Annotated in this window: 20 protein-coding genes and 4 tRNA genes; 16 read left to right on the plus strand and 8 right to left on the minus strand. The window is 42.4% G+C overall.

Going from position 1 to position 21,932, the window contains the following annotated elements; translation table 11 throughout:
• Positions 1–30 precede the first annotated feature (30 nt).
• Entirely contained in the window at positions 31–750 is a 720-nt protein-coding gene (locus EIZ39_RS17240) for an MgtC/SapB family protein (RefSeq protein ID WP_129201328.1), read from the minus strand.
• Between the two features lie 174 nt (positions 751–924).
• Here EIZ39_RS17240 and cimA point away from each other — a divergent pair, with 174 nt between their 5' ends.
• Both cimA and EIZ39_RS17250 read left to right on the plus strand, forming a co-directional pair.
• Complete coding sequence (gene cimA, locus EIZ39_RS17245; protein ID WP_129201329.1) at positions 925–2,538, plus strand: citramalate synthase; 1,614 nt, start codon at positions 925–927, stop codon at positions 2,536–2,538.
• 154 nt (positions 2,539–2,692) lie between these two features.
• The gene (locus EIZ39_RS17250; protein ID WP_129201330.1) at positions 2,693–4,099 is read left to right on the plus strand and encodes a DEAD/DEAH box helicase; all 1,407 of its coding nucleotides are present in this window, start codon (positions 2,693–2,695) and stop codon (positions 4,097–4,099) included.
• Positions 4,100–4,181: 82 nt separating this feature from the next.
• On the opposite strand, the gene EIZ39_RS17255 is transcribed toward EIZ39_RS17250, so the two are convergent.
• Complete coding sequence (locus tag EIZ39_RS17255; RefSeq protein WP_129201331.1) at positions 4,182–5,555, minus strand: RsmF rRNA methyltransferase first C-terminal domain-containing protein; 1,374 nt, start codon at positions 5,553–5,555, stop codon at positions 4,182–4,184.
• Between the two features lie 199 nt (positions 5,556–5,754).
• Between EIZ39_RS17255 and EIZ39_RS17260 the strand changes: the two genes are divergently transcribed.
• Positions 5,755–6,522, plus strand: a complete 768-nt coding sequence (locus EIZ39_RS17260; RefSeq protein ID WP_129201332.1) for a hypothetical protein — start codon at positions 5,755–5,757, stop codon at positions 6,520–6,522.
• A gap of 10 nt (positions 6,523–6,532) precedes the next feature.
• Positions 6,533–7,558 (plus strand): low-specificity L-threonine aldolase, encoded by a 1,026-nt coding sequence (ltaE, locus tag EIZ39_RS17265; RefSeq protein WP_164985148.1) that lies wholly within the window; start codon positions 6,533–6,535, stop codon positions 7,556–7,558.
• Between the two features lie 232 nt (positions 7,559–7,790).
• On the opposite strand, the gene EIZ39_RS17270 is transcribed toward ltaE, so the two are convergent.
• Positions 7,791–8,477 carry a class I SAM-dependent methyltransferase gene (locus EIZ39_RS17270; protein ID WP_129201333.1) on the minus strand — a complete coding sequence of 229 codons (687 nt, stop codon included), beginning with the start codon at positions 8,475–8,477 and terminating at the stop codon, positions 7,791–7,793.
• Positions 8,478–8,500: 23 nt separating this feature from the next.
• Positions 8,501–10,210 carry a sigma-54 interaction domain-containing protein gene (locus EIZ39_RS17275; protein WP_129201334.1) on the minus strand — a complete coding sequence of 570 codons (1,710 nt, stop codon included), beginning with the start codon at positions 10,208–10,210 and terminating at the stop codon, positions 8,501–8,503.
• A gap of 192 nt (positions 10,211–10,402) precedes the next feature.
• On the opposite strand from EIZ39_RS17275, the gene EIZ39_RS17280 reads away from it, so the two are divergent.
• The 7 genes from EIZ39_RS17280 (at position 10,403) to EIZ39_RS17310 (ending at position 17,347) form a co-directional block, all read left to right on the plus strand.
• Positions 10,403–11,203: an inositol monophosphatase family protein gene (locus tag EIZ39_RS17280; RefSeq protein WP_129201335.1), complete on the plus strand. Its 801-nt coding sequence runs from the start codon at positions 10,403–10,405 to the stop codon at positions 11,201–11,203.
• Between the two features lie 200 nt (positions 11,204–11,403).
• Positions 11,404–11,823, plus strand: coding sequence for a preQ(1) synthase (gene queF, locus EIZ39_RS17285; RefSeq protein ID WP_129201336.1), 420 nt, complete (start codon positions 11,404–11,406; stop codon positions 11,821–11,823).
• A gap of 6 nt (positions 11,824–11,829) precedes the next feature.
• Complete coding sequence (locus tag EIZ39_RS17290; protein ID WP_129201337.1) at positions 11,830–12,045, plus strand: YqgQ family protein; 216 nt, start codon at positions 11,830–11,832, stop codon at positions 12,043–12,045.
• Between the two features lie 170 nt (positions 12,046–12,215).
• Positions 12,216–14,567 carry a transglycosylase domain-containing protein gene (locus tag EIZ39_RS17295; protein ID WP_164985149.1) on the plus strand — a complete coding sequence of 784 codons (2,352 nt, stop codon included), beginning with the start codon at positions 12,216–12,218 and terminating at the stop codon, positions 14,565–14,567.
• A 107-nt stretch (positions 14,568–14,674) separates the two neighbouring features.
• A complete protein-coding gene (locus tag EIZ39_RS17300) occupies positions 14,675–14,992 on the plus strand; it encodes a hypothetical protein (RefSeq protein ID WP_129201339.1) in 318 nt (105 codons plus the stop codon).
• A gap of 103 nt (positions 14,993–15,095) precedes the next feature.
• Positions 15,096–15,809 carry a pseudouridine synthase gene (locus EIZ39_RS17305; protein WP_129201362.1) on the plus strand — a complete coding sequence of 238 codons (714 nt, stop codon included), beginning with the start codon at positions 15,096–15,098 and terminating at the stop codon, positions 15,807–15,809.
• Between the two features lie 62 nt (positions 15,810–15,871).
• A complete protein-coding gene (locus EIZ39_RS17310) occupies positions 15,872–17,347 on the plus strand; it encodes an alkaline phosphatase family protein (RefSeq protein WP_129201340.1) in 1,476 nt (491 codons plus the stop codon).
• On the opposite strand, the gene EIZ39_RS17315 is transcribed toward EIZ39_RS17310, so the two are convergent.
• Positions 17,336–18,001 (minus strand): endonuclease/exonuclease/phosphatase family protein, encoded by a 666-nt coding sequence (locus EIZ39_RS17315; protein ID WP_129201341.1) that lies wholly within the window; start codon positions 17,999–18,001, stop codon positions 17,336–17,338. The two genes, EIZ39_RS17310 and EIZ39_RS17315, sit on opposite strands and share 12 nt — an antisense overlap.
• 81 nt (positions 18,002–18,082) lie before the next feature.
• Entirely contained in the window at positions 18,083–18,283 is a 201-nt protein-coding gene (locus EIZ39_RS17320) for an alpha/beta-type small acid-soluble spore protein (protein WP_129201342.1), read from the minus strand.
• 340 nt (positions 18,284–18,623) lie between these two features.
• Between EIZ39_RS17320 and EIZ39_RS17325 the strand changes: the two genes are divergently transcribed.
• Entirely contained in the window at positions 18,624–18,815 is a 192-nt protein-coding gene (locus EIZ39_RS17325) for a hypothetical protein (RefSeq protein ID WP_129201343.1), read from the plus strand.
• A 148-nt stretch (positions 18,816–18,963) separates the two neighbouring features.
• On the opposite strand, the gene ilvD is transcribed toward EIZ39_RS17325, so the two are convergent.
• Both ilvD and EIZ39_RS17335 read right to left on the minus strand, forming a co-directional pair.
• Positions 18,964–20,649 (minus strand): dihydroxy-acid dehydratase, encoded by a 1,686-nt coding sequence (gene ilvD / locus EIZ39_RS17330; RefSeq protein WP_129201344.1) that lies wholly within the window; start codon positions 20,647–20,649, stop codon positions 18,964–18,966.
• Positions 20,650–20,733: 84 nt separating this feature from the next.
• On the minus strand, positions 20,734–21,120 hold the full coding sequence (locus EIZ39_RS17335; RefSeq protein WP_129201345.1) for a hypothetical protein: 387 nt from the start codon (positions 21,118–21,120) through the stop codon (positions 20,734–20,736).
• Between the two features lie 247 nt (positions 21,121–21,367).
• On the opposite strand from EIZ39_RS17335, the gene EIZ39_RS17340 reads away from it, so the two are divergent.
• The 4 genes from EIZ39_RS17340 (at position 21,368) to EIZ39_RS17355 (ending at position 21,894) form a co-directional block, all read left to right on the plus strand.
• Positions 21,368–21,452: transfer RNA gene (locus EIZ39_RS17340), tRNA-Leu, on the plus strand.
• Positions 21,453–21,632: 180 nt separating this feature from the next.
• Positions 21,633–21,709, plus strand: a tRNA-Val gene (locus EIZ39_RS17345).
• 8 nt (positions 21,710–21,717) lie between these two features.
• Positions 21,718–21,793 (plus strand) — tRNA-Gly (locus EIZ39_RS17350).
• A 24-nt stretch (positions 21,794–21,817) separates the two neighbouring features.
• Positions 21,818–21,894: transfer RNA gene (locus tag EIZ39_RS17355), tRNA-Arg, on the plus strand.
• Positions 21,895–21,932 lie beyond the last annotated feature (38 nt).

Here is a 21,932-nt window from a genome sequence, read left to right on the forward strand (position 1 = left end):
AGGGTGCCGAACCTTGTGGTTCGACACCCTTTATCTTCGTGAAGGAGAGAGGTTTTCAATCTGTACACTAAGGATGAAATCAATTTGCTTCATTTCGTGATAAATTTCTGCTGTAAAGCGGTCTTCATGTACCATTATGACTAATTGAACCTGATGGGTCCCTTCTTTACCGGAATCGGTTCGAATATCCGTAATACGGACATGTTTAATTTTAATGTCTCTAGCTTTAATTTCATTTAGGATGTCAACGACGCGGTTATCAGCCCTGCTTACAGTCAAGTCCATCTTAATCTCTTTGTCGCTTAGGGAAGCAGGTCCAACCAGCTTAATGATAATGGGTAATAGTTCAACACTGATAATAATCAAACAAAGCCCCACAAAAGCTTCCAAGTAAAATCCGGCCCCAGTGGCAATACCTAGTCCGCATGCAGCCCATATCATCGCAGCAGTGGTTAGACCTACGATGATATCATTTTGTTTTCTTAAGATAACTCCAGCACCTAGAAATCCAATCCCTGACACAATCTGAGCTGCTAAACGTAGAGGATCCATTGGGCGTATGGCAGCTTCAGCGTATCGTTCTGCTGACTCTATACTTACAATGGTTAGTAAACAACTGCTTACACAGATTACGAGGGATGTTTTTAAGCCTAGAGGCTTCTTTCGAAGTTCTCTCTCTAGACCTATGACCATGCCAAAGACGATAGATGCTCCTAATTTAATTAGCACCGAAGTCTCTAATAGGTACATGTTCTACTCGCCTCTTTCAAGGGTAACTTTCGTACATTATACTATATCCTTCCTAGAAGGATGAAAAAAAAATCAGGTTTTCAGTTCCAGTTGCCTATGCTATACTGGAATGCAAAATATATAAATTTATTAGATAATTAATTGACTTGAGCGTTAGTCAGGAGGGAACAGAAGTTGGATCAGGTAATACTCTATGATACAACCTTACGAGATGGGACGCAGGGTGAAGGCATTAGTCTATCCGTTGACGATAAATTGAAGATTGCTATCCGATTGGATCAGTTTGGAGTCCGTTATATTGAGGGAGGATGGCCTGGAAGCAATCCCAAGGACATGGAATTTTTCGAGAAAGCGAAACAGCTTTCTTTAACTCAGGCTAAGATTACGGCTTTCGGCAGCACGAGACGTCAAGGGGTGACAGCAGAGCAGGATGAAAATTTGTGCAAGCTTATTGAAAGTGGCGTTTCAGTAGCTACAATCTTCGGTAAAACATGGGATTTTCATGTCACCCATGCTTTGCAGACAACCTTGGAAGAAAACTTATCCATGATCTATGATTCAGTTAAATTTCTGAAATCAAAGGGTCTCGAGGTTATCTTTGACGCCGAGCATTTTTTTGATGGATACAAGCATAATTCAGATTACGCTATTGAAGCCCTGAAGAGTGCGGAAGCGGCTGGTGCAGATTGGCTTGTCTTATGTGATACCAATGGGGGAACATTGCCGCATGAGTTAGAAGAGGTCGTTCGTACGGTAAAACGAGCCGTGACAACCCCTATTGGAGTGCATTGCCATAATGATTCAGAATGTGCCGTCGCCAATTCTTTGGCTGCTGTACGCGCAGGTGCAAGACAAGTGCAAGGGACGATTAATGGATATGGGGAACGATGTGGGAATGCCAACCTGATCTCTATCATTCCTAACCTACAACTTAAATTAGGGTACTCCTGTGTAAAGGAAGACCAATTGAAGCAGCTTACGAACTTATCGCGTTATGTACATGAGATCGCTAACGTTGTACCGCCTAATACACAGCCGTTTACAGGCGTAAGTGCTTTTGCCCATAAGGGTGGAATGCATGTCAGCGCTATCCTTAAGTCGCCTGAAACCTACGAGCATCTTCAACCTGAACAGGTAGGAAACCACAGGAGAGTATTAGTATCCGAGTTGTCTGGACAAAGCAATTTATTATTCAAGGCTCAGGAGCTTAATATTGATTTAAGTAAGTCTGATCCTGCAACGAAGTCTCTCATTCATAAGATCAAGGATAGGGAACATGCTGGATATCAGTATGAAGGAGCAGATGCTTCTTTTGAATTATTGCTTAAAGAAGGCTTGGGTGAACTATTTGAACCCTTCGCTCTAGAGTCCTTTAAAATATTAGTGGATAAATCAGCTGATTCAGCCATCCATACAGAAGCCATTGTAAAGATTCGGATCCAGGACGAGTTAGTGCATACGGCAGGAGACGGAAACGGACCTGTTAATGCATTGGATAACGCGCTGCGTAAGGCATTGGAAGGTTATTATCCAGCAATCAAAAATATGCATCTTGCCGACTATAAGGTGCGGGTTCTCGACGAAGGTGGAGCTACTGCGGCAAAGGTTCGAGTGCTCATGGAGTCTTCGGATGGTAAGGAGAAATGGAATACTGTCGGGGTTTCAGCCAATATCATCGAAGCGAGCTGGCAAGCTCTACTGGATAGTATTCGATATTTCCTTCAAGATAAAGAAAGACCAGAGATTGTTGTAAAAGAAGAAGAGCGGGTGGGTATTGTAAACCATTAGTAAAAAAGCCGTTGCGCCATATAGGTGCAGCGGCTTTTCATTGTTTTTCTTTAGTAAAATAGGGCAAGTATAATAAGAGTGAAGAGGTAATCCTTGCCTAGCAGGAAAATTGCGGTACAATAAGGTGGGCACACCAATTGAAAGGAGCTAATCCATGAAAGGATTTGCAAAGTTCGGATTAAAACGAGAAATACTAGAGGGCATTTCTGACCTCTATTTCACAGAACCGACTCCCATTCAGGAGCGAGCGATTCCCCTTGCCTTAGAAGGCAAGGATCTTATTGGTCAAGCGCAGACTGGGACTGGGAAGACAGCAGCATTTGTTATCCCTATGCTTCAGAAGCTACAAGAAAACAGTCATGATATACAAGGTCTCATCCTTACGCCTACTCGAGAATTAGCCATTCAAATTGCTGAAGATGTAGCTGATTTAGCTAAGCACTTGGAGGTGAATGTCCTTTGCCTGCATGGGGGAAGAGATATTCAGGCGCAGATTAATAAGTTACAAGACAGAGTACATATCGTTGTCGGAACCCCTGGACGGATCCTGGATCACTTGAGAAGGGGCACGTTGCATTTTGGAAGGATCAAGATGCTTGTCCTAGATGAAGCAGATAAAATGCTTGAAATGGGATTTCAGGAAGACGTGGAGACCATCATCCAACAAACACCTGAGAAGAAGCAAACTCTTTTATTTTCCGCTACGATGCCGGACCGAGTGCGACTGCTTGCTCACCGTTTTATGTTCCAGCCACCACACATTAAAGTGGAGATGAAACAAGCTACAGCGGAAAAAACAAAACAATATTATTATGTGGTGAACCAGAGTGAGAAAGTGGAAGCTCTTCAATCTTTATTAAAAGACCTGAATCCATATTTAGCCATTATTTTTGTGAATACTCAGGACCGTGTTGAGTTTATTACCGAGCAGCTGCAACAAGCCGGTTATGAGGCGGCAGCTTTGCATGGCGGATTATCTCAAAATAAAAGAGAACAGCTGATGGAGAACTTCCGTAAGGTTAAATTCCAATATATGGTATGTACAGACATTGCAGCACGTGGCGTGGATGTTGAAGGTGTTACCCATGTATTTAATTTCGACTTGCCATCTGATCCCGAAAGCTATATCCACCGTGTAGGGCGAACAGGCAGAGCAGGACAGGAAGGAACAGCGATTACCTTTGTATCTCCTCGTCAAAAGTCGATTATGAAAAAGATTGAAACTTCGATTAAGCAAAAGATTGAAGAACGTTTGCTTAGTGGAACAAAAGGCTTTGCAGAAATCCCAGGAAAAGAAAGAAGAAAGCCAAGGCCAGAAAATAAACGAACAGGACGAACTCCTAAGGATCATTTACCAAAAGAAAAGCATCCGGAAAAAGCAGAGAATCAAACAAGGCCAGCTCAGGATAAGAAAAAGGTGAAGCCGGGTTATAAGAAAAAAGCCGTCCTTGAGAAGCAACGTCAAGAAAGTCAGGAGAAACGCAAACGAATTCAGCAATCGATTAATGAACAGATTAAGAAGAAGAAGCGAAAAGAAGCAAGAGAAGTGCGAGAGAGATAAAAGAAAAATACGCATAGAAAAGACCCATCAAAGTTATAGTCCTTGATGGGTTTTTATTTTATGTGCTGAAAATATTACTCTACTATACCCATCTTAAACCCTTGGGATAGTGGTTTTTCAATTGTCCATTTGAGATTTTACCCCATCCAATAGGAAATTCCTCTACACAAACCAATGTCCAACCCTTCTGTTCCGTATAGATCATAATGGATTCTCCTCTCAGATATCTTAGAAGATCCATGTCTGTTGGGTGAAAAGTATGGGTTAGGCGAGCTTGTTCTTTCTGTAAACCAAGAGCCAGTGCGTGGCTAGGTTCAAATCTCCCTTTCTTCACGGTTCCTAGGTGCCAACCGGGGCGAACCACTTTAAGCTTATCAATGGAAGGCATCCCTAGAGGATGGAGATAAAGCTGCTCTCCAAACTGTAGAAACCCGTCATGTTGAACGATTTCACTTGTTAGATAGCTTGTCTGGAACTCTTCGAAAGACTTAATTGCCTGTTTGTCGACCTTAGGTTGACGTATCTTACCGGGCATGTGTTCCTGGCCTTCAGCCTTACGGAGACGAGCAACATAGTGTCCCTCTCCTCTTAGTCGATGTGGCCACAAGCGTAAGGTTTTACCTAACTCTTCGGGTCCTTCTCCCCAATCGGATCGTCCTTCAACCATTCCATGATGCGGGGGCAATTGTTCCAGCACAAAGGAAGGATGTTTCTCCAGAAATTGTACCATCTTTTTTTCGTTTTCTTCGGGTGAAAAGGTACAAGTTGAATAAACCATTACTCCTCCGGGCTTTAACATCAACGCGGCGGCATCCAAGATCTCTTCCTGCATGAAAGCGCAATGTGCGACTTTTTCATTGGACCAATCATCGCAAGCTTCCTCTAGCTTGCGAAACATTCCTTCTCCTGAACAAGGGGCATCCACAAGAATTCGATCAAAAAAAGTGGGGAAGCGCGCGGCCAAACGTTCGGGAGTTTCGTTGGTGACTAATGCATTTTTAATTCCACACCGTTCGATATTTTCGGATAGGGCCTTCGAGCGACTCGGGTGAATTTCGTTGCTAACTAAAAATCCGTTCCCTTGTAAATAGGCTGCAATCTGCGTAGATTTTCCTCCAGGAGCCGCGCACAAGTCAAGGATATTCTCCCCAGGTACAGGTTGAAGAAATTCAACTACAGACATGGCACTAGGTTCCTGAATATAGTAGACACCTGCGGCATGGTAGGGATGTTTTCCCGGTCGATCCTGTTCCGAATAATAAAAGCCCGTAGGACACCAAGGAACAGGTTCTAAAGAAAACGGAGACCTCCTAAGAAATTCTTCTACCTGTGTCTTTAATGTATTGATGCGCAGCCCTTGGTGGGCAGGTTGGTTGTAAGACTCTATAAACGAATCAAACTCATCAATAAGTAAACTTTTCATTCTCTTTTCAAATTCTATTGGTATACGTTTCATGATTTCACCTCTGACAAACTAATGCCATTATTTTACCCTTGAAAGTTATAGGATAGAAGCTCAAAATTAAAATTGGTATACTCTAGGCACAGCTGATAAAATGAGTTTATCTGTTGTGTCAAGGTTATATCGAAAGGAAATTAATAATAAAAGTAGAATTACTATAATATGCCATTGCAAGAGAAGGTGGGTGACAAACGTGGAGCTGATGTCTCGAGTCGAGAGACACAAGGTAAGCCAGAGCAAACTACCGACGGTATTGATATCTCTGGGTACAAGCGTATTATTTTTAGCTATGATTTATTTCATGCTTGTATATGTCCAGATTCCTGATTCGTTAGCGTTCAGGCAGACCTTACAGATCAGTTTGTTTTTTAGCAGTATCTTATTTTTGGGTTTATACTTACTAGCGTTTATCTTTGTTTCCACCAAAAAGTTTAACCAAACGGAAGAAAAGGTTGCAAGAGTTAATCTGTATATTGTCATCCTTTGGGTACTTTCTCTTTTATATCATTTCATACTTTGGTTGGCTCATGATACCGTCATTATTCCTTATTATTATTACGGTGGCCTTGCTTTAACTTGGGGAGTTCTCTTGCTTACCCTTGTCCACTTTTTCGCCTACTTCTCTTTTGTCAGAAGAGACATAAGAGCGCAAGCAAAGGCTAATGATCTAGGGAATCGTCGTCATGCCTATGAGATGTTGAAGCGAATCTTTTACATGTACCAGATCATTCATGAACTTATGAACAAAGATGCAGAAGTCAAACACATGATGAAGTGGAACCATTTTGATGAGAAGCTAGAACAGATGTTTCTTGAAGTAGAGCCCTACATCCACACGCTCTCCTTTAACAGGGAGGACTTAGAGCATATTCTAGGAATTAAGGCATGGATGGACAACCTTCTCATGATTATTGAACAGCATCCATTACATCATGATCTGTACAAAAAAATCAATATGTAAGGAGAAAAAAATGGACTTTCGCAGCGATACTGTAACCAAACCAACCGAAGAAATGAGACGAGCGATGGCTGAAGCTGTTGTTGGCGATGATGTGTATGGGGAAGATCCTACCGTTAACCGTCTTGAGGCTATTGCGGCCGAAATTCTTGGGAAGCAAGATGCTCTATTTGTAACGAGTGGTACACAAGGAAATCAAGTTGCGGTACTCACTCATTGCCGACCAGGCGATGAAGTCATTCTTGAGGCAGAATCTCATATCTTTCTGTACGAAGGTGGAGCCTCTTCCGCACTAGCAGGGGTTCAAACGAGACCTATAGCCGGTAATCGTGGTGCGATGGATCCTATGGCTGTGAAGAAAGCGATACGTGGCGAAGATATCCATTATCCTTACAGCGGGTTGATTTGTCTAGAGAATACTCATAACAAATCAGGCGGAAAGATTGTTCCCATTGAAAATATGAAGGCTATCTATGAGTATGCTAGTGAAAAAGGAGTGCCTGTACATCTTGACGGTGCTCGTTTATTTAACGCCGCGGTTGCTGCAGGAAGGCCTGTAACTGATTTTACCCAGTATGTAGATACGGTTCAGATATGCCTATCGAAAGGACTATCAGCGCCCATTGGTTCCATCTTAGCGGGAAGTAAATCATTTATCAAAGAAGCAAGAAAGTGGAGAAAACGATTAGGTGGAGGCTTAAGGCAGGTTGGTGTTATTGCGGCACCAGGGATCATTGCGATTCAAGAGATGGTAGGTCGATTAGCAGAAGACCACGCCCATGCTCGTATGCTTGCTGAGGGTTTGAGCGCGATTGAAGGGCTTTATGTTGATGTTCAAGGCGTTGACACGAATATTATTCTCTGTGATATTAAGGGAACTGGGCTTTCGAATGAGGAATTCCTTGATCGTTTAAGACAGGCAGGGGTATTAGCTGGTCCATTCGATGATGGCGTAATCCGTTTTGTCACTCATCGTGAAATTACGGGAGAGCATGTACAACAAGCTTTAGTGAACATCAGTAAAGCTTTGAAATCATAAGGTTGTCCCTAAGGGCGGTCTTACCGACCTTTAGGGACAACCTCTCTTTCTTAAGCGGAGAATTTCCGCTTATTTTAATAAAAGGTAGAAAAAGCGGCCAATTAGGCGGAGAAATCTCCGTTATTTGTTTATTTTGCACTATTTTAAGCGGTCTCAACCCAATTAGGCGGAGTATCTCCGCTTATTTCGCCTTAATTTGTCCACTTTGCTAAAATAGCGGAAAAATTACCGCTTATGTCGGTTGCTTCTCAACAATGAAGAGCCACATGAACGTCAGTGCTTGTTTTAATTCTAAAGATAATGAGCCCAGTTGACCTTCTTGAACTCCTTTTTTATAGACTCCTTCTTGATCTAAGATCCGAAATCCATTCTCCTCCAATAATCTGGCACACTCCCAAGGCATCATCGTATTGCAAATGACCTCTTCTCCGTAGAGACGCTTGTAACTATGCTGACGTGGTGCTGCGGTTGGGCCTAGAATTCCTAAACAGAGCCGCCCGCCGGGTTTTAGGACGCGTTTGAGTTCTCTTAAGCCGGTGAGGGGAGACTGAATCCATTCCAGACAGTTAATCGAAAGAACACCGTCAAAGGAATCGTCTTGAAAGGGAAGGCTTACAACATCGGCTTGGATAAATTGGATAGGAAGATGACCTTGTTGTGATTTAGCCTCCTCTATCATGTCTTTTGATATATCTATCCCGATCATGTGATAGCCAAGTCGAGCCATCTTCCTAGTACCATATCCATCTCCGCATCCGGCATCAAGGATTGTGCCAGAATCTAATGACAAGTGCTTAATAAATAGAGGAATGATTTTTATTCGGCTGCCTTCTTCCCACATCTCCTTGCTGTTTTGCTGCCAATGTTTTGACATTCGATTCCACTGCGAAGCAGACTCCCCATGCCAGTCAAAGCTCATCCGATATTCATCCCCCTCATCCGTTAGATTAAGTCATATTCTTTCATTTTGTTATACAAAGTTCCTCTTGAGATGCCAAGGAGCTTCGCTGCCGCACTTTTGTTTCCATACGTTTTCCTTAGCGCCTCTTCTATAATGGCCACTTCTTCCTGATGAGAGACACGAGCTTTCAACATGATGTCACCAGGAGGATCTTCTTCTATCTTATTTCCCATATCAATAGAAGGAGTCAAGTTCTTCGGCAGATGTTCTACCGTGATCATGTCTTCTTCAGCCAAAATAACACAACGCTCCATCACGTTCCGTAATTCTTTAATATTTCCTGGCCAATGATAGCTCATCAGCACGGACATCACCACAGGATCCAGTTTTAGCATCGGTTTTTCATGTTGTTGGGTGAGGTCGCGTAATAACCGATGGACTAGCTCAGGTAGATCTTCAACACGATGTCGAAGTGATGGGATCTCAATAGGGAGGACGCTGATTTGATAGTATAATTCTCTTAAGAATTGTCCTTGTTCAACTAGTGTCATGAGATCCTGGTCAGATGAGGCCATGATGCGCACGTTAACTTGAATGGGTTCAGTGCCCCCAGTTCGAACGAAACTCTGCTGTTGGAGGAATTCAAGAAGCTTTCCCTGCGTTTCTAACTCCATTGTATGAATGTCCTCAATAAATAAGGAACCGTTGGCGGCAAGTTCAAGCTTCCCTGGCTTTCCTAGGGTTTCATTGCCAGTGAAGGCACCTCCTTGGTAACCAAAGAGCTCAGCCTCTAATAATGCGGGAGGGACAGCTTGACAATGAACAGCAATAATAGGCTCGTTCTTCCGGTGACCGGCAAAGTGGATGGCCCAAGCCAACCTTTCTTTCCCAGTACCAGGCTCTCCAATTAATAAGACTGGCGTGCGGGTCTTTGAAACCTTTTTCGCAAGCTGAATAGCCTGCTTCATAGCATGTCCCCTAGCTATAAATAAAGAGAATGGATCTTCTTCTTTCTCCATTTTTACAGGATGGGAGGAATACAATTCTTCGTTAAGTTGAACAATGCGGGTAATATCTTGCTCGGTTGCAATGCCGCCGATGACCTGATTGTTCTCAAGAATAGGAGAAGCGTTGATCAATACATGTGTATCAGGCGTGGGTTGATGGTAAATTTGCCGAACAGGTCGACCAACATCTAGGATCCGCAATAACATAATAGATTCCTGTTGGAAGTGTTCACCAATCTTTCGATGGAGGATATCCTCTTTTCGAATACCATAAGTAAGCTCCGCTGAACTGTTCCAGCAGATTACTTCGCCATCCCGGTCTACGGCTGTTACGGCATCGTTTACCGTCTCCGAAAGCGCCGTAAAATAGGCTTCGAGTTGCCTGTTTTCTTTCAGTAAAAAGGTGATAAAACATTCTGCAGAAACTACGCCTTTGACGTTTTCCTGATGATCTATTACGATGATAGGTCTTTTCCAATTGATCTCTGTGGAGTAGATCTCTTCTATCAAACAAGATGTTGAAGGTAACCATTGTTGTTGGAGAAGCCAATCCTGAATCGTCAGCTCATGAAAACCGTGTTGGGCGATTGACTCCCACTCATTAGCTGAAATAATGTACGATAATTCGTTCTGCACAATGGCGTATTGAGCCTCTAGAAATAGGTTGTGTAAGGTGTTTAATGGAGCCGAGGGCTCTATATTGATGAAAGATGTGTTAGCGGAAAGATGTTCAACTTTGAACATAATGTGATCCCTCTCGGAAAATTTTCTTGCAGTTTTAATGTACCATGTACAAGTATTTAAAACCAAATATATTTGCTTAACACTTCTGTTTATAAGGAATTGTAAAAGCATGTTATTCTGCAGGCAGGTTTTTTTGGGAAGACAAGGGAATACAATAGAGAGAATATCTAATGGTAAAGGTGTGTCAAACTTATGCAGGATTTTAAGAAGATGTTAGCAGTTGCAAAAGAGTGGGCCATGGAAGCTGGACGTATAAGTTTAACTCGAGCAAAGACCCCCCTTGAGTATACCTATAAGTCCTCTCCCTCAGATTTAGTAACCCAGGTGGATAAAGAAGTCGAGGAATTTATGATTGAGAAAATCTTAAACGAATACCCTGACCATGGTATTGTAGGGGAAGAGGGCACCTTTGAACGGGACCCGAAGGAGTTCGACACCTTATGGATTATCGATCCTATAGATGGCACGATGAACTTCGTTCATCAGCAATTAAATTATTGTATATCTGTAGCGGTTGTTCATAAAGGGGAAAGCGTTTTTGGAGTCATCTACGATCCTTCCCGAGACGAGCTTTTTTGGGCAATGAAAGGAGAAGGAGCATTCCTCAACGACACATTATTGGAAGTGAAAAAGCAAGTCAATCAGAGTGAAGCTTTAATCTGTACGAGTCTATTCTGGCATCATCGAGCTGAAGAACTAGGATTAGTAAAGCTTCTTTATGATCTGCCGAAAACTTGTCGCGGCATTCGCGTGTATGGTTGCGCCGCCCTAGAGATGGCTTATGTAGCAGCGGGTAGAATTGATGCCTATGTCAGCCTCAACTTGAATCCGTGGGACTTCGCGGCGGGGAGAGTCATCCTTGAAGAAGCGGGAGGAATCGCTTCAAGATTGGATGGTGATCCGCTTCCATTTACTGAGGCGAGTACAGTCGTGGCTAGTAATCCGCACCTTCATCCACAATTAATAGCGTATATTCAAACAGAGCCAAATTAAGCCAAATTATTCTGGTTGCAAATCCTGCAAGTTTATCGCATAATAGCTTAGGACAATAGAATCGTTGTTTAGTGGGGAAACCAACGGAAAAAACATCCACCGTATGTAATTCATATTACACCACTCCCACATGAAGTCTGCCCTTTTTTGGGCGACTCTTTTTAGAGTGGTTTCTTTATTTTAAGGGGGTTTAAAAGCTTATGGCAAAAGTAGAACATAATCACGACAAATATAAAGGAATTCGCTTTGATATTCAGGACGAATCGGTTATCTTAGTGGATATCCTAGAAACCATTCCCTATGAGTATATTGGGAAGCGAACAGAGGTCATGATTCCAACTAATGAATTTACTTCCGTTTGCCCTTGGTCAGGATTACCGGACTTTGCTGATATCAGAATTACCTACGTTCCGAATGAAGAACTGATCGAGATGAAGTCCCTTAAGTATTATTTGACTTCCTATCGTAATGTCGGCATTTATCAAGAACATGCAACCAATCGTATTTTAGAAGATCTAGTGAAGTGCTGTGATCCACTATACATGAAGATTGATGCGGATTGGAATGCGAGAGGCGGACTAGGCACGAAGGTCGTTGTCGAGTATACCAAGGAAGGATAATTTCCTATGAAACCTATGTCCTTTACCGAGGCAAAAGAGTTGTTAAGGACATTTGGGATCGTGATTTATACCGGTAATGCCTTGGGAGATTGTATCCTTATGGAGGATGAAATAATGGAGCTCCATCAGGCTGGTCTACTCGGGGATCCGGATATTTTTCGGTCTGCGCTCATGGCTGTTCGCAAAAGGAAAACAGAACTGAATCAAAATCCCTACAAGTAGAAGGTACATATTTATGTACCTTCTCCTCTTTTTTATTTGCCCCTTAAAAAAGTCAAGAGCTTTTCGAAGATTTTTAGTAGGGTAAGGACGAAACTTTTTTTACCTTTACAGAGTAAATAACTATGGTTAGATTAATAACAACTTTGACCTGTCTAACAGGGGGGAGAGAAATGAAAAAGAAAAAAAAGAAAAAAGTAAACATATGGAAATGGTTTGCGGTTCTGGTGGGCTTGATGATGTTGCTTGCTGTAGGCGGATGTGCCGCTGTCCTGTCTGTAGGCAATGCTTTAGTAGATCAAGGCAAAGTGAAGGAGCAAATTGAAACAACTATTCTATACGATAATGAAGAACGAGAAGTCTTTCGTTTATACGTGGAGGACAGAGAATCGGTTCCTTATCAAGAGATTCCTCCTATTATCGTTAGTGCTTTCGTCAATGTAGAGGATGAGCGCTTCTTTACCCATCAAGGTTTAGATCCGATCGCTATTGCACGTGCACTATATAAGGATATTCGAGCCGGCAGCAAGGTGGAAGGAGCAAGTACCATCACCCAACAGTTGGCGAAGAACGTTTATTTGACACATGAAAAATCCATTTGGAGAAAAACGAAGGAAGCTATCATTGCGGTGAATTTAGAGCAAAACTACTCTAAAGAGCAGATCCTTGAGTTTTACCTCAACGAGATCTATTTTGGGGATGCCGTATATGGCATTAAGTCAGCTGCGAGGTATTACTTTGGGAAAGATGATTTAAATGATTTAACTCTTGCGGAAGTAGCGACTTTAGCCGCTCTTCCTAAAGCGCCAAACAACTATTCCCCTCTTAAGAATTATGAAAAGTCATTGGAACGTAGAAAAGTAGTTCTTGCTCTGATGGAGAGAAACGGATCTATAACAAAAGAAGAGCGGGAAGCAGCAGCCAATGAAGAGTTACAACTTGTAGGAGCAGGAAAAGGGGATCAAGCGATTCGGGCTTATGTTGATTATGTGCTTAAGGAAGCACAAGAGCGATTTGATTTGACCGAAAACCAGTTATATCGCGGGGGATATCAGATCTATACGGAGATGGATTCTAAGGCTCAGAACGCGATGATCAAGGCTTTTGATAATCCAGCTCTCTTCCCTAAGAGCAAGTCTAAAGATCCGGTTCAGGCAGGTATGGTCATTATGGACCCTCATACCGGTGGGGTCGTCGCTATGATGGGTGGCCGTGAATATGTCACAAAGGGATTGAACAGGGCGTTAACCAAACGAAGTCCTGGATCGACTTTTAAACCGCTTGCCGTGTATGCCCCAGCGTTAGAAAAAGGCTGGAACCCATACGACATGTTAAAGGATGAAAAAATGACCTTCTCAGGAGGGTACAGTCCGAGTAACTGGAATGGCGATGGGTATCTGGGGCAAGTATCGATGTATGATGCACTTAAACGCTCGAAGAATGTCCCGGCAGTTTGGTTGCTTAATGAGATCGGCATTGAAACAAGTTTCCGATATCTTGACCGCTTTGGTATAGCTTATGATAAACAACAAGATCGCCAGCTGGGTATTGCCTTAGGTGGACTTACGCATGGTGCTACTCCTATGGAGATGGCGGCTGCCTACAGTGCATTTGCTAACAATGGTGTGGTCATTGAACCTCATGCGATTGTTAAAATTCAGGATCGCGATGGAGCCTTACTGCAGAAAGATGTCGCTACATCCACTGTCGTGACCGAACAGACTGCGTACTATATGACCAAAATGCTTCAAGCGGCAGTAAACGAAGGAACAGGGAAAAGTGCAAAGATGAACCGTCCTGTTGCAGGGAAGACAGGTACCACTCAAATGGAAGGAACCAAGGGCGGTAACCGTGATGCCTGGTTTGTGGGTTATACGCCTGAATATGTTGGAGCTATTTGGATGGGTTACGATAAATCCAATGCCAAGACGAACTACCTGACAGAAGGAAGTTCGGTAACGGCAAAATTCTTCAGAACGGTAATGACAGAAGCCCTAAAGGGGCGGGAAGTCAAATCGTTCACCAGACCTAAAGGTGTCAAGGAACTAGAGCCACCAGTGAACCTGCAGCCTATTACCGACCTTCAAGCGACAAACACAATAGATTCCATTCATTTGATTTGGTCACCTATCCCTGACGAACGTATTTTATATAGGATATATCGCTATATTGGGGATCCGGCCAATCGAGAACTAATTGGTGAAACAGAATACAGTGAATGGATCGACATGGGCATTCAATCGACAGAACCGATTCACTATTTTGTAGTACCTTATGATACACAGAATAGACGGGAAGGTTCAGCTTCCAATGTGGTTAGTCTAATTCCACAACCGATATCGGATCCGGAGCTAGCACCGCCTATGGAAGAAGGTACAGAAGGAGAGGGAGAGATCCTTCCGCCTGAGGAACAGGCACCTCCTACGGAGCCGCCAGAAGTCACACCTATCGAACCAACACCTGTGGAACCTGAGGAAAATTTACTTGAACCGCCTGCTCAAGGGAATCCAACGACGACCGACTAATAGGGCAGGTTGCCAGAATTTTATTGTGTAATAAATTTAGTTAAACATCGATTTTACCCTCCAAAATGTATTATAATGAAAAGAAAATGCTTGGGAGGGGAACTGACATGTCCATCCAAATGGATCAAGATATTACGAAATTCTTTGAGGAAAAGATACAGAAAGCAAAGAAGACATTTGAGCGTGCTGTGGATTGTAAGCATACGGAGTTTGATGATCTATACCCTTACATGAGCGAACATCCTCAATTTTTCTGGTATAAGCGTTACGTAGCTTGGCAAGAGCTCTTGACCGTCGCAGGTATTGCTGAAGAGCTTGGATTGGACTGGACAGCGAACTTCACAGAAACTCAAGTGTCGTTTGTAAAAGGAAAGGTTCTAGAGGCAAAGGTGCTTGATAATTGGTATCCTGCTGAAGAAGATTAGAATGTTGTTCGAGGGTAATCCTTTAGGATTGCCCTTTTATTTTTTAACCAAGTCGGGGAAAATAGTGGAAAAATATGATGGAGGAGAGCGTTCAATGGCCAAAATGAGGCTTGATAAGCTACTATCCAATATGGGATATGGCACAAGAAAAGATATTAAGAAATTTGCCAAAGATGGTTTGATTGTGGTGGATGGTAAAATCGTAAAAGATAGCAGTCAGCATGTAGAGACAGAGGAGCAACAGGTTGAATTTGATGGGGAGATCGTAAGGTATCGGGAGTTTGTCTATTTGATGTTGAACAAACCTCAAGGGGTAATCTCTGCCACGGAGGACTTAGTGGAGCGTACAGTGATAGATCTGCTTGATCAAGAATACATACCATTTGAGGTGTTCCCCGTCGGACGTCTAGATAAGGACACTGAAGGCCTGTTGATTCTCTCGAATGATGGAAAAATGGCACATGAATTACTTTCTCCCCGAAAGCACGTTCCAAAAACCTATTATGCTGATGTAGAAGGCATCGTCACCTCAGAAGATGTTCTCGCCTTTTCAAAGGGAGTTCAGCTTGATGACGGATATACGACTCTGCCAGCTCACCTTGTGATCTTGCAATCGGGTGAATTATCCAAGATCGAATTAACCATCCATGAAGGAAAATTTCATCAGGTAAAGAGAATGTTCCAAGCCGTCGGGAAAAAAGTTAAGTATCTAAAAAGAATTAAAATGGGTAATCTTTCTCTTGATCCCGCGCTTTCTCTAGGAGAGTATCGTGAATTGCGAGAAGAAGAGATTTCTCTTCTCAAAATGGTGGAATAAAAAGGATAACCTTGTACAAACTATACAATACTTGACCAACCAAAAGGGGAGAGGGACTATTCGTGAAAAAGGTCATTTTCTTAATGATAGATTCCTTGATGCCTGAGGTTTTAGAGGATGGTATCGATCGCGGAATGCTCCCGGCCTTAGCGTTTTTTAAGGAAAAGGGCATGTATTGGAACAATTGTACAAGTGTATTTCCAACCATGACGGCCTCGGTGGATTGCTCACTCGTTACAGGAGAATATCCGGACAAGCATAAAATCCCAGCTCTCGTCTGGTATGATCCGGATAAGCGTAAGCTGGTGAATTACACGAACGGTTCATTGCCTGTATTAAAATTAGGGCTCGGCCAATGTATAGATGATGCCCTATGCCAAATGAACGATAGGCATCTAAGCCGCAACGTCTCAACCTTATATGAAGAATTGGCCTTAAAGGGGAAAACTACGGGTTCAATTAATTTAATTGCCCATCGTTCTCTCAAGAAATACAAGGTCAATCTTCCGTTTTTAGTTAAATTGGTTACTGGTTTTCGTTCTTATGACGATGTCAGTGGTCCTGATCTATTTACTCTTGGAAGTCTCGTTCGTTCCAACATACAGCCTAAGTTGCCCTGGGGCTTTGATGAGACAGTTTTTAAGCATTATGGAATTAACGATGACTTTGCCATTCGTTTGTTAAATCATCTCATTACTCATGATACGACACCTGACTTTACCATGGTCTATCTTCCGGACAACGATCATCAAGTACACATCCATCCGAGAAAGGCTATGGCTATATTGCAAAAGGTAGATAAACGCCTGCAATCTGTCCTCAACCAATTTTCCTCCTGGGAACACGCGTTGGAAAAATACGTGTTTATTATAACTGGAGACCATGGTCAAACACTCATAGGCAAGTCGGAGGAGCAACATAATATCAAACTTGAAGATTTGTTATTGGGCATGAGAATCACCCCATATGGCGGCACGCCAGCTCCTGAAGATGATCTTTTGATCGCAAATAACGAGCGGATGACATATCTTTATCCATTTAAACATGGAGTAGAAGCAGAAATCATCCACCGTCTTAAGCAGGATATTCGAATTGATATTATTGCCTATAGAGATGGAGAGTGGATTTCAGTTTGTTCTGGAGAGAAAGAAGGGCGACTTCGGTTTCGGCGAAAAGGTAAGCTGAAAGATGTATACGGTGCTGGTTGGACAATTGAAGGAAACCCTGGTATCTTAGATCTTCAAATTAGCGGGAACGATGACGCGCTTAGCTATGGAGACTTCCCAGATGTCTTGGCTAGATTGAACGGTGCTCTCTACTCACAGGATATTCCTATGATCGCCATAACAGCTAAACCAGGTTATGAGTTCAAATCCGCGTTTGCCCCTACACATCTTAATGGGGGAAGCCACGGATCTTTGCATCGTAAAGATTCGACCATTCCCCTTATCATAGCGGGGTCAGAAGATCAGACAAGGCCATTTGAACATCCCAGACTGATTGATCTAAAACCCTATATCCTCCAATTACTCAACTAATTGCACCGTTGCCTTGATTGGATAATGATCAGAGTGGTTGACTTGATTCACTTCATAATGAAGAAGCTCAAAAGAAGAAGAGGCATAAATATAATCAATGCGTTTTTTCAAGGGAAAGATAGTCGGTTGACTTTCTTTCCCTGCTTTTTTTCCTAAGTCAATCATGTTAGGGAAAGGAAGCGAAACGGTTGTATTTAAATCACCCATCAGTAAACAAGAGGATCCACATTCTTCTACAGTATGAGTCAAAGCCTCGAGTTGCATTTCTCTCTCTTTTTTCCCAAGCCCAAGGTGAGTATTAAAAATATGAACTTTCTTCCTTTGGATCTCCAGAACAGAATGCAGCATGCCACGTTGCTCCTTCTGGCTCGGTAACCATACATTTTTGCTCCAAACAATGGGATAACGTGAAAATGTTGCATTGCCGTAAGCACCGTCTGTAATTTTCACGTTTGCTCCATAGCTTCCATCCATGGCAAGACCTTTCATGATTTGGTCAAACTGCCATCCTTGCTTTGAGTTATGATGGACTTCCTGGAGAGAAATAATATCGGCTGATTGCTCCTTTAAAAATTGAATGATGAGATCAAGAGTAGGGCGATAAAAAAGATTTCTACCGCTATGGATGTTATAACAAATAATATTTAGCTGCATGGTTAACGTTCATCCTTTCTTTATAAAGCTAAAAAGGAAGCGGATGATCCGCTTCCTTAGAAGGAGGGTTACCTTAAGACTTTAGCGTTGGTTAGATAGTTGTTGTTCAGCAAATTGCACAAGGCGCTTTGTGATTTCTCCACCTACAGAACCATTGGCGCGGGACGTAGTATCAGCACCAAGCTCTACACCGAACTCAGAAGCAATCTCGTACTTCATTTGATCTAGTGCTTGAGCCGCTTGAGGTACTAATTTTTGGTTGTTGTTAGAATTTTGAGCCATTCGCATGTCACTCCTTTTTTGTTTTAGGGCGGATCGTTTAATCCGTCATGGCTAACAGTCAGCCACAAATCAGGTTGGTTCTTTTTGAAGAGCTCTCCACAGCGGACGACCAGTGGGCTAAAAGCCCTCGTCCCTTGCTGTGGATTTTTATTATGGGTAGGAATCGAGAAAAATATACACATTAATTTATCCACATGATATGAAGATTTATAAACAGTAAATTAACAGGATAATAACAATTTATGCACATGTTTCTGTGGACAGATTATCCTGATTTTGGTATTCTTAGATTAAGTCACTGAAATTAGATTCTTTTTTATGAGGTGTTAAGGAGGTTTCTATGAGTTCATTTAGGAATGAAATTGAGGCATTACAAGACATAGGGACTTTACGTGAAAAGAAGAACAGGATTAAGGATTCAGTGGTCAGTCCTGATTTGAATTGGGACTCAAGAATGAAACTTTACGAGCAGGTTCAGTTAATTAATAGCAGAATTGCCTATCTTTCCACACAACGAAAATCATCTTGCTAAATCAGAGGTTAAGATAATCCCACTAAGTATAGGTGGGATTTTATTTATTTTGCCCAACTTCATTACATGGGGGATGAAGAGACCATCAAATAGGCAGAAAAAAAGACGATGATAATTTCTTATCCATCGTCTTTTTTCGTTTCTTTACTTAGATTTTCATAATTCCACCTGTGCTAGCAGAGGTTACAAGTTTAGAATAACGAGCAAGGTATCCTGTCTTTACTTTTGGTTCAAAACCAGGCCATTGGGCTTTGCGATTTGCCATTTCTTCATCAGAAATTTGAACTTCTAAGCGATTGGTTTCAAGGTCAATCGTGATAATATCACCATCTTGAATATAGGCAATCGGTCCACCTTCTGCTGCTTCAGGAGAAACGTGACCTACACTAATTCCGCGAGAAGCTCCGGAGAAGCGACCATCCGTAACAAGGGCTACCTTGGTTCCAAGACCCATCCCCATGATTTGAGAAGTAGGAGCAAGCATCTCAGGCATTCCTGGACCACCCTTTGGTCCTTCGTAACGGATAACAACGACATGTCCTTCTTTAATCTTACCAGTAGCAATTCCTTCAAGAGCTTGTTCTTGAGAATCAAATACGATGGCTGGGCCTTCATGCTTTTTGATTCCCGGCTCAACAGCGCCTGTCTTAATTACGCCACCTTCAGGTGCCATATTTCCGAATAGGATGGATAGTCCACCCTTTGCAGAATAAGGGTTATCGAGAGGACGAATGACTTCTTTGTTTTGGATATCGTGTCCAGCAATGTTTTCGGCTAGTGTTTTACCTGTGACAGTAAGAGTGTCAACATGAATAGCGCCTTCTTTTTTGCTAAGTTCGTTTAGGATCGCTGTAACACCACCTGCAAGGTGGACATCTTCCATATGATAATCAGAAGCAGGTGCGATCTTAGACAGATGTGGCACTCGATCGGCAACAAGATTAATTCTCTCCAAAGAGTAGTCAATGCCTGCTTCGTTAGCGATGGCTAAGGTGTGAAGAACCGTGTTGGTAGAACCACCCATGGCCATGTCAAGGGCGAAAGCATTGTCAATCGCTTTCTCTGTCACGATATCACGTGGCTTGATATCCATCTCAATCAAATTCATAATTTGTTTTGCAGCCCTTTTTACTAAATCTCTACGCTCGTCAGATACAGCAAGGATCGTTCCATTGCCAGGAAGAGCTAGTCCTAACACTTCTGCAAGACAGTTCATAGAATTAGCAGTAAACATTCCGGAACAAGATCCACAGGTAGGGCAACCATATTTTTCAAGCTCATCTAGGCTCTCCTGATTAATTTTACCGGATTGGAAAGCGCCAACGCCTTCAAAAACAGAAGATAAAGAGATGGAGCGACCGTCAGAGGTTTTTCCAGCCTTCATCGGTCCGCCTGTAACAATAATAGTCGGGATATTCACACGCAGTGATGCCATCATCATCGCAGGAGTAATCTTATCGCAGTTCGGGATACAAATAAGTCCGTCGAAAGCATGAGCAGATACAACCGTTTCGATTGAATCAGCGATAATTTCACGGCTCGGTAGAGAGTAGCGCATACCGATGTGACCCATTGCGATTCCATCATCAACTCCGATGGTATTAAATTCAAAAGGAACTCCACCCGCTTCACGAATGGCTTCTTTCACGATCTTCCCAAATTCTTGTAAATGAACATGACCTGGAATGATGTCAATGTAAGAATTGGCAACGGCAATAAAAGGCTTGTCCCAATCGGACTCGTCTTGAATTACTCCTGTTGCTCTTAATAAACTTCTATGGGGAGCGCGGTCGAATCCACGCTTGATTGTGTCACTTCTCATTTTTCTTGTCATAATGGTTCCCTCCACCTCTTGATATTTCATATATTCTAACAGTTTTTATTTGAAAAGTATATTTGTAAAAATGAGAAAAACAATTTAGTTTAATACGGTCATACTACTATATTGGGCCACATGCTCAAGCATTTTTTGACTTAAAGGTACGATAAAATCCATCTTACCACGCTCAAAAGTACCGCTTCGATTATAAATTTTGACCTTTTCCACTGAGATTTTATAATAATTGTTTCCAAAAGAAGCAACCACCTTTTCCTCTTTTGAAGCCTGCGGAGAGAAGGTCAAAGGTTTACCATGTAATTGATGCGGAATCATACTAATGATATCTGCTAACTGTATTTGGTATGAATGATGAGGTTTTAAAAAGATTAGCTCTTTCGTCGTTATGGAACAACCAAATTGACTTTTCATCTGAGACAATTTTAATTCGCCTTCTAGAGATTTAACGCGAATAAAGTCAGTATTCATCTTTTCACCTCCAGAAAATATATCGGATATATACTATGAATACGTTGTAAATGTTGATAAAATTCATTTTAGCATATTAATACATAAAACGACCAATGTTCATACTAGGTAAATTGCCTAGAACCTTCCGGAAAGCTAAGGCTGAACGAAAGTTAGAATGTAATTAGAAAAATCTAAAAAAGAAATTGCATTTGGAAATGCTCCATGATATTATACTACTGTCTCGAGACATTAAACATTTCATCGTGCCGAAGTGGCGGAATTGGCACACGCGCACGACTCAAAATCGTGTTCCGTAAGGAGTGTCGGTTCGACCCCGACCTTCGGTACCAGTCCATTATTGTAATCGTTGTTCCTTGAATGATGAGGAGCAAATTTTTGTAAAATCAAGCTTGCAATAACGATGTAGATGTGCTATATTATCTCTTGTCGCTTCGTAAAGAATGAATGAGAATTTATCTAGCTACCCTTTGGGGAAGCGGCCATGTCTTTGCCTTTGCTCACTATATAAAGGACGATTAGCTCAGTTGGTTAGAGCGCTACGTTGACATCGTAGAGGTCGGCGGTTCGAATCCGTCATCGTCCACCATCCATCAAGCGGACGTAGCTCAGTTGGTAGAGCACAACCTTGCCAAGGTTGGGGTCGCGAGTTCGAGTCTCGTCGTCCGCTCCATATTAATAATAATCATACATGTGTGTGCCCGTAGCTCAATCGGATAGAGTGTCTGACTACGAATCAGAAGGTTGGGAGTTCGAGTCTCTCCGGGCACGCCATTGCAGACGGGAAGTAGCGCAGCTTGGTAGCGCATCTG

Origin of the sequence: Ammoniphilus sp. CFH 90114 (assembly GCF_004123195.1) — a bacterium.
Classification (GTDB): domain Bacteria; phylum Bacillota; class Bacilli; order Aneurinibacillales; family RAOX-1; genus YIM-78166.

What these genes read in the sequence shown, in the direction of transcription:
- EIZ39_RS17270 (WP_129201333.1), bottom strand. Translation starts at nt 8,477, where the DNA reads ATGAGCTTTGACTGGCATGGGGAGTCTGCTTCGCAGTGGAATCGAATG.
- EIZ39_RS17240 (WP_129201328.1), bottom strand. Translation starts at nt 750, where the DNA reads ATGTACCTATTAGAGACTTCGGTGCTAATTAAATTAGGAGCATCTATC.
- EIZ39_RS17255 (WP_129201331.1), bottom strand. Translation starts at nt 5,555, where the DNA reads ATGAAACGTATACCAATAGAATTTGAAAAGAGAATGAAAAGTTTACTT.
- EIZ39_RS17250 (WP_129201330.1), top strand. Translation starts at nt 2,693, where the DNA reads ATGAAAGGATTTGCAAAGTTCGGATTAAAACGAGAAATACTAGAGGGC.
- EIZ39_RS17275 (WP_129201334.1), bottom strand. Translation starts at nt 10,210, where the DNA reads ATGTTCAAAGTTGAACATCTTTCCGCTAACACATCTTTCATCAATATA.
- EIZ39_RS17320 (WP_129201342.1), bottom strand. Translation starts at nt 18,283, where the DNA reads ATGGCTCAAAATTCTAACAACAACCAAAAATTAGTACCTCAAGCGGCT.
- EIZ39_RS17305 (WP_129201362.1), top strand. Translation starts at nt 15,096, where the DNA reads ATGAGGCTTGATAAGCTACTATCCAATATGGGATATGGCACAAGAAAA.
- ltaE (WP_164985148.1), top strand. Translation starts at nt 6,533, where the DNA reads ATGGACTTTCGCAGCGATACTGTAACCAAACCAACCGAAGAAATGAGA.
- EIZ39_RS17335 (WP_129201345.1), bottom strand. Translation starts at nt 21,120, where the DNA reads ATGAATACTGACTTTATTCGCGTTAAATCTCTAGAAGGCGAATTAAAA.
- EIZ39_RS17290 (WP_129201337.1), top strand. Translation starts at nt 11,830, where the DNA reads ATGAAACCTATGTCCTTTACCGAGGCAAAAGAGTTGTTAAGGACATTT.
- ilvD (WP_129201344.1), bottom strand. Translation starts at nt 20,649, where the DNA reads ATGACAAGAAAAATGAGAAGTGACACAATCAAGCGTGGATTCGACCGC.
- EIZ39_RS17295 (WP_164985149.1), top strand. Translation starts at nt 12,216, where the DNA reads ATGAAAAAGAAAAAAAAGAAAAAAGTAAACATATGGAAATGGTTTGCG.
- queF (WP_129201336.1), top strand. Translation starts at nt 11,404, where the DNA reads ATGGCAAAAGTAGAACATAATCACGACAAATATAAAGGAATTCGCTTT.
- EIZ39_RS17325 (WP_129201343.1), top strand. Translation starts at nt 18,624, where the DNA reads ATGAGTTCATTTAGGAATGAAATTGAGGCATTACAAGACATAGGGACT.
- EIZ39_RS17300 (WP_129201339.1), top strand. Translation starts at nt 14,675, where the DNA reads ATGTCCATCCAAATGGATCAAGATATTACGAAATTCTTTGAGGAAAAG.
- EIZ39_RS17315 (WP_129201341.1), bottom strand. Translation starts at nt 18,001, where the DNA reads ATGCAGCTAAATATTATTTGTTATAACATCCATAGCGGTAGAAATCTT.
- EIZ39_RS17280 (WP_129201335.1), top strand. Translation starts at nt 10,403, where the DNA reads ATGCAGGATTTTAAGAAGATGTTAGCAGTTGCAAAAGAGTGGGCCATG.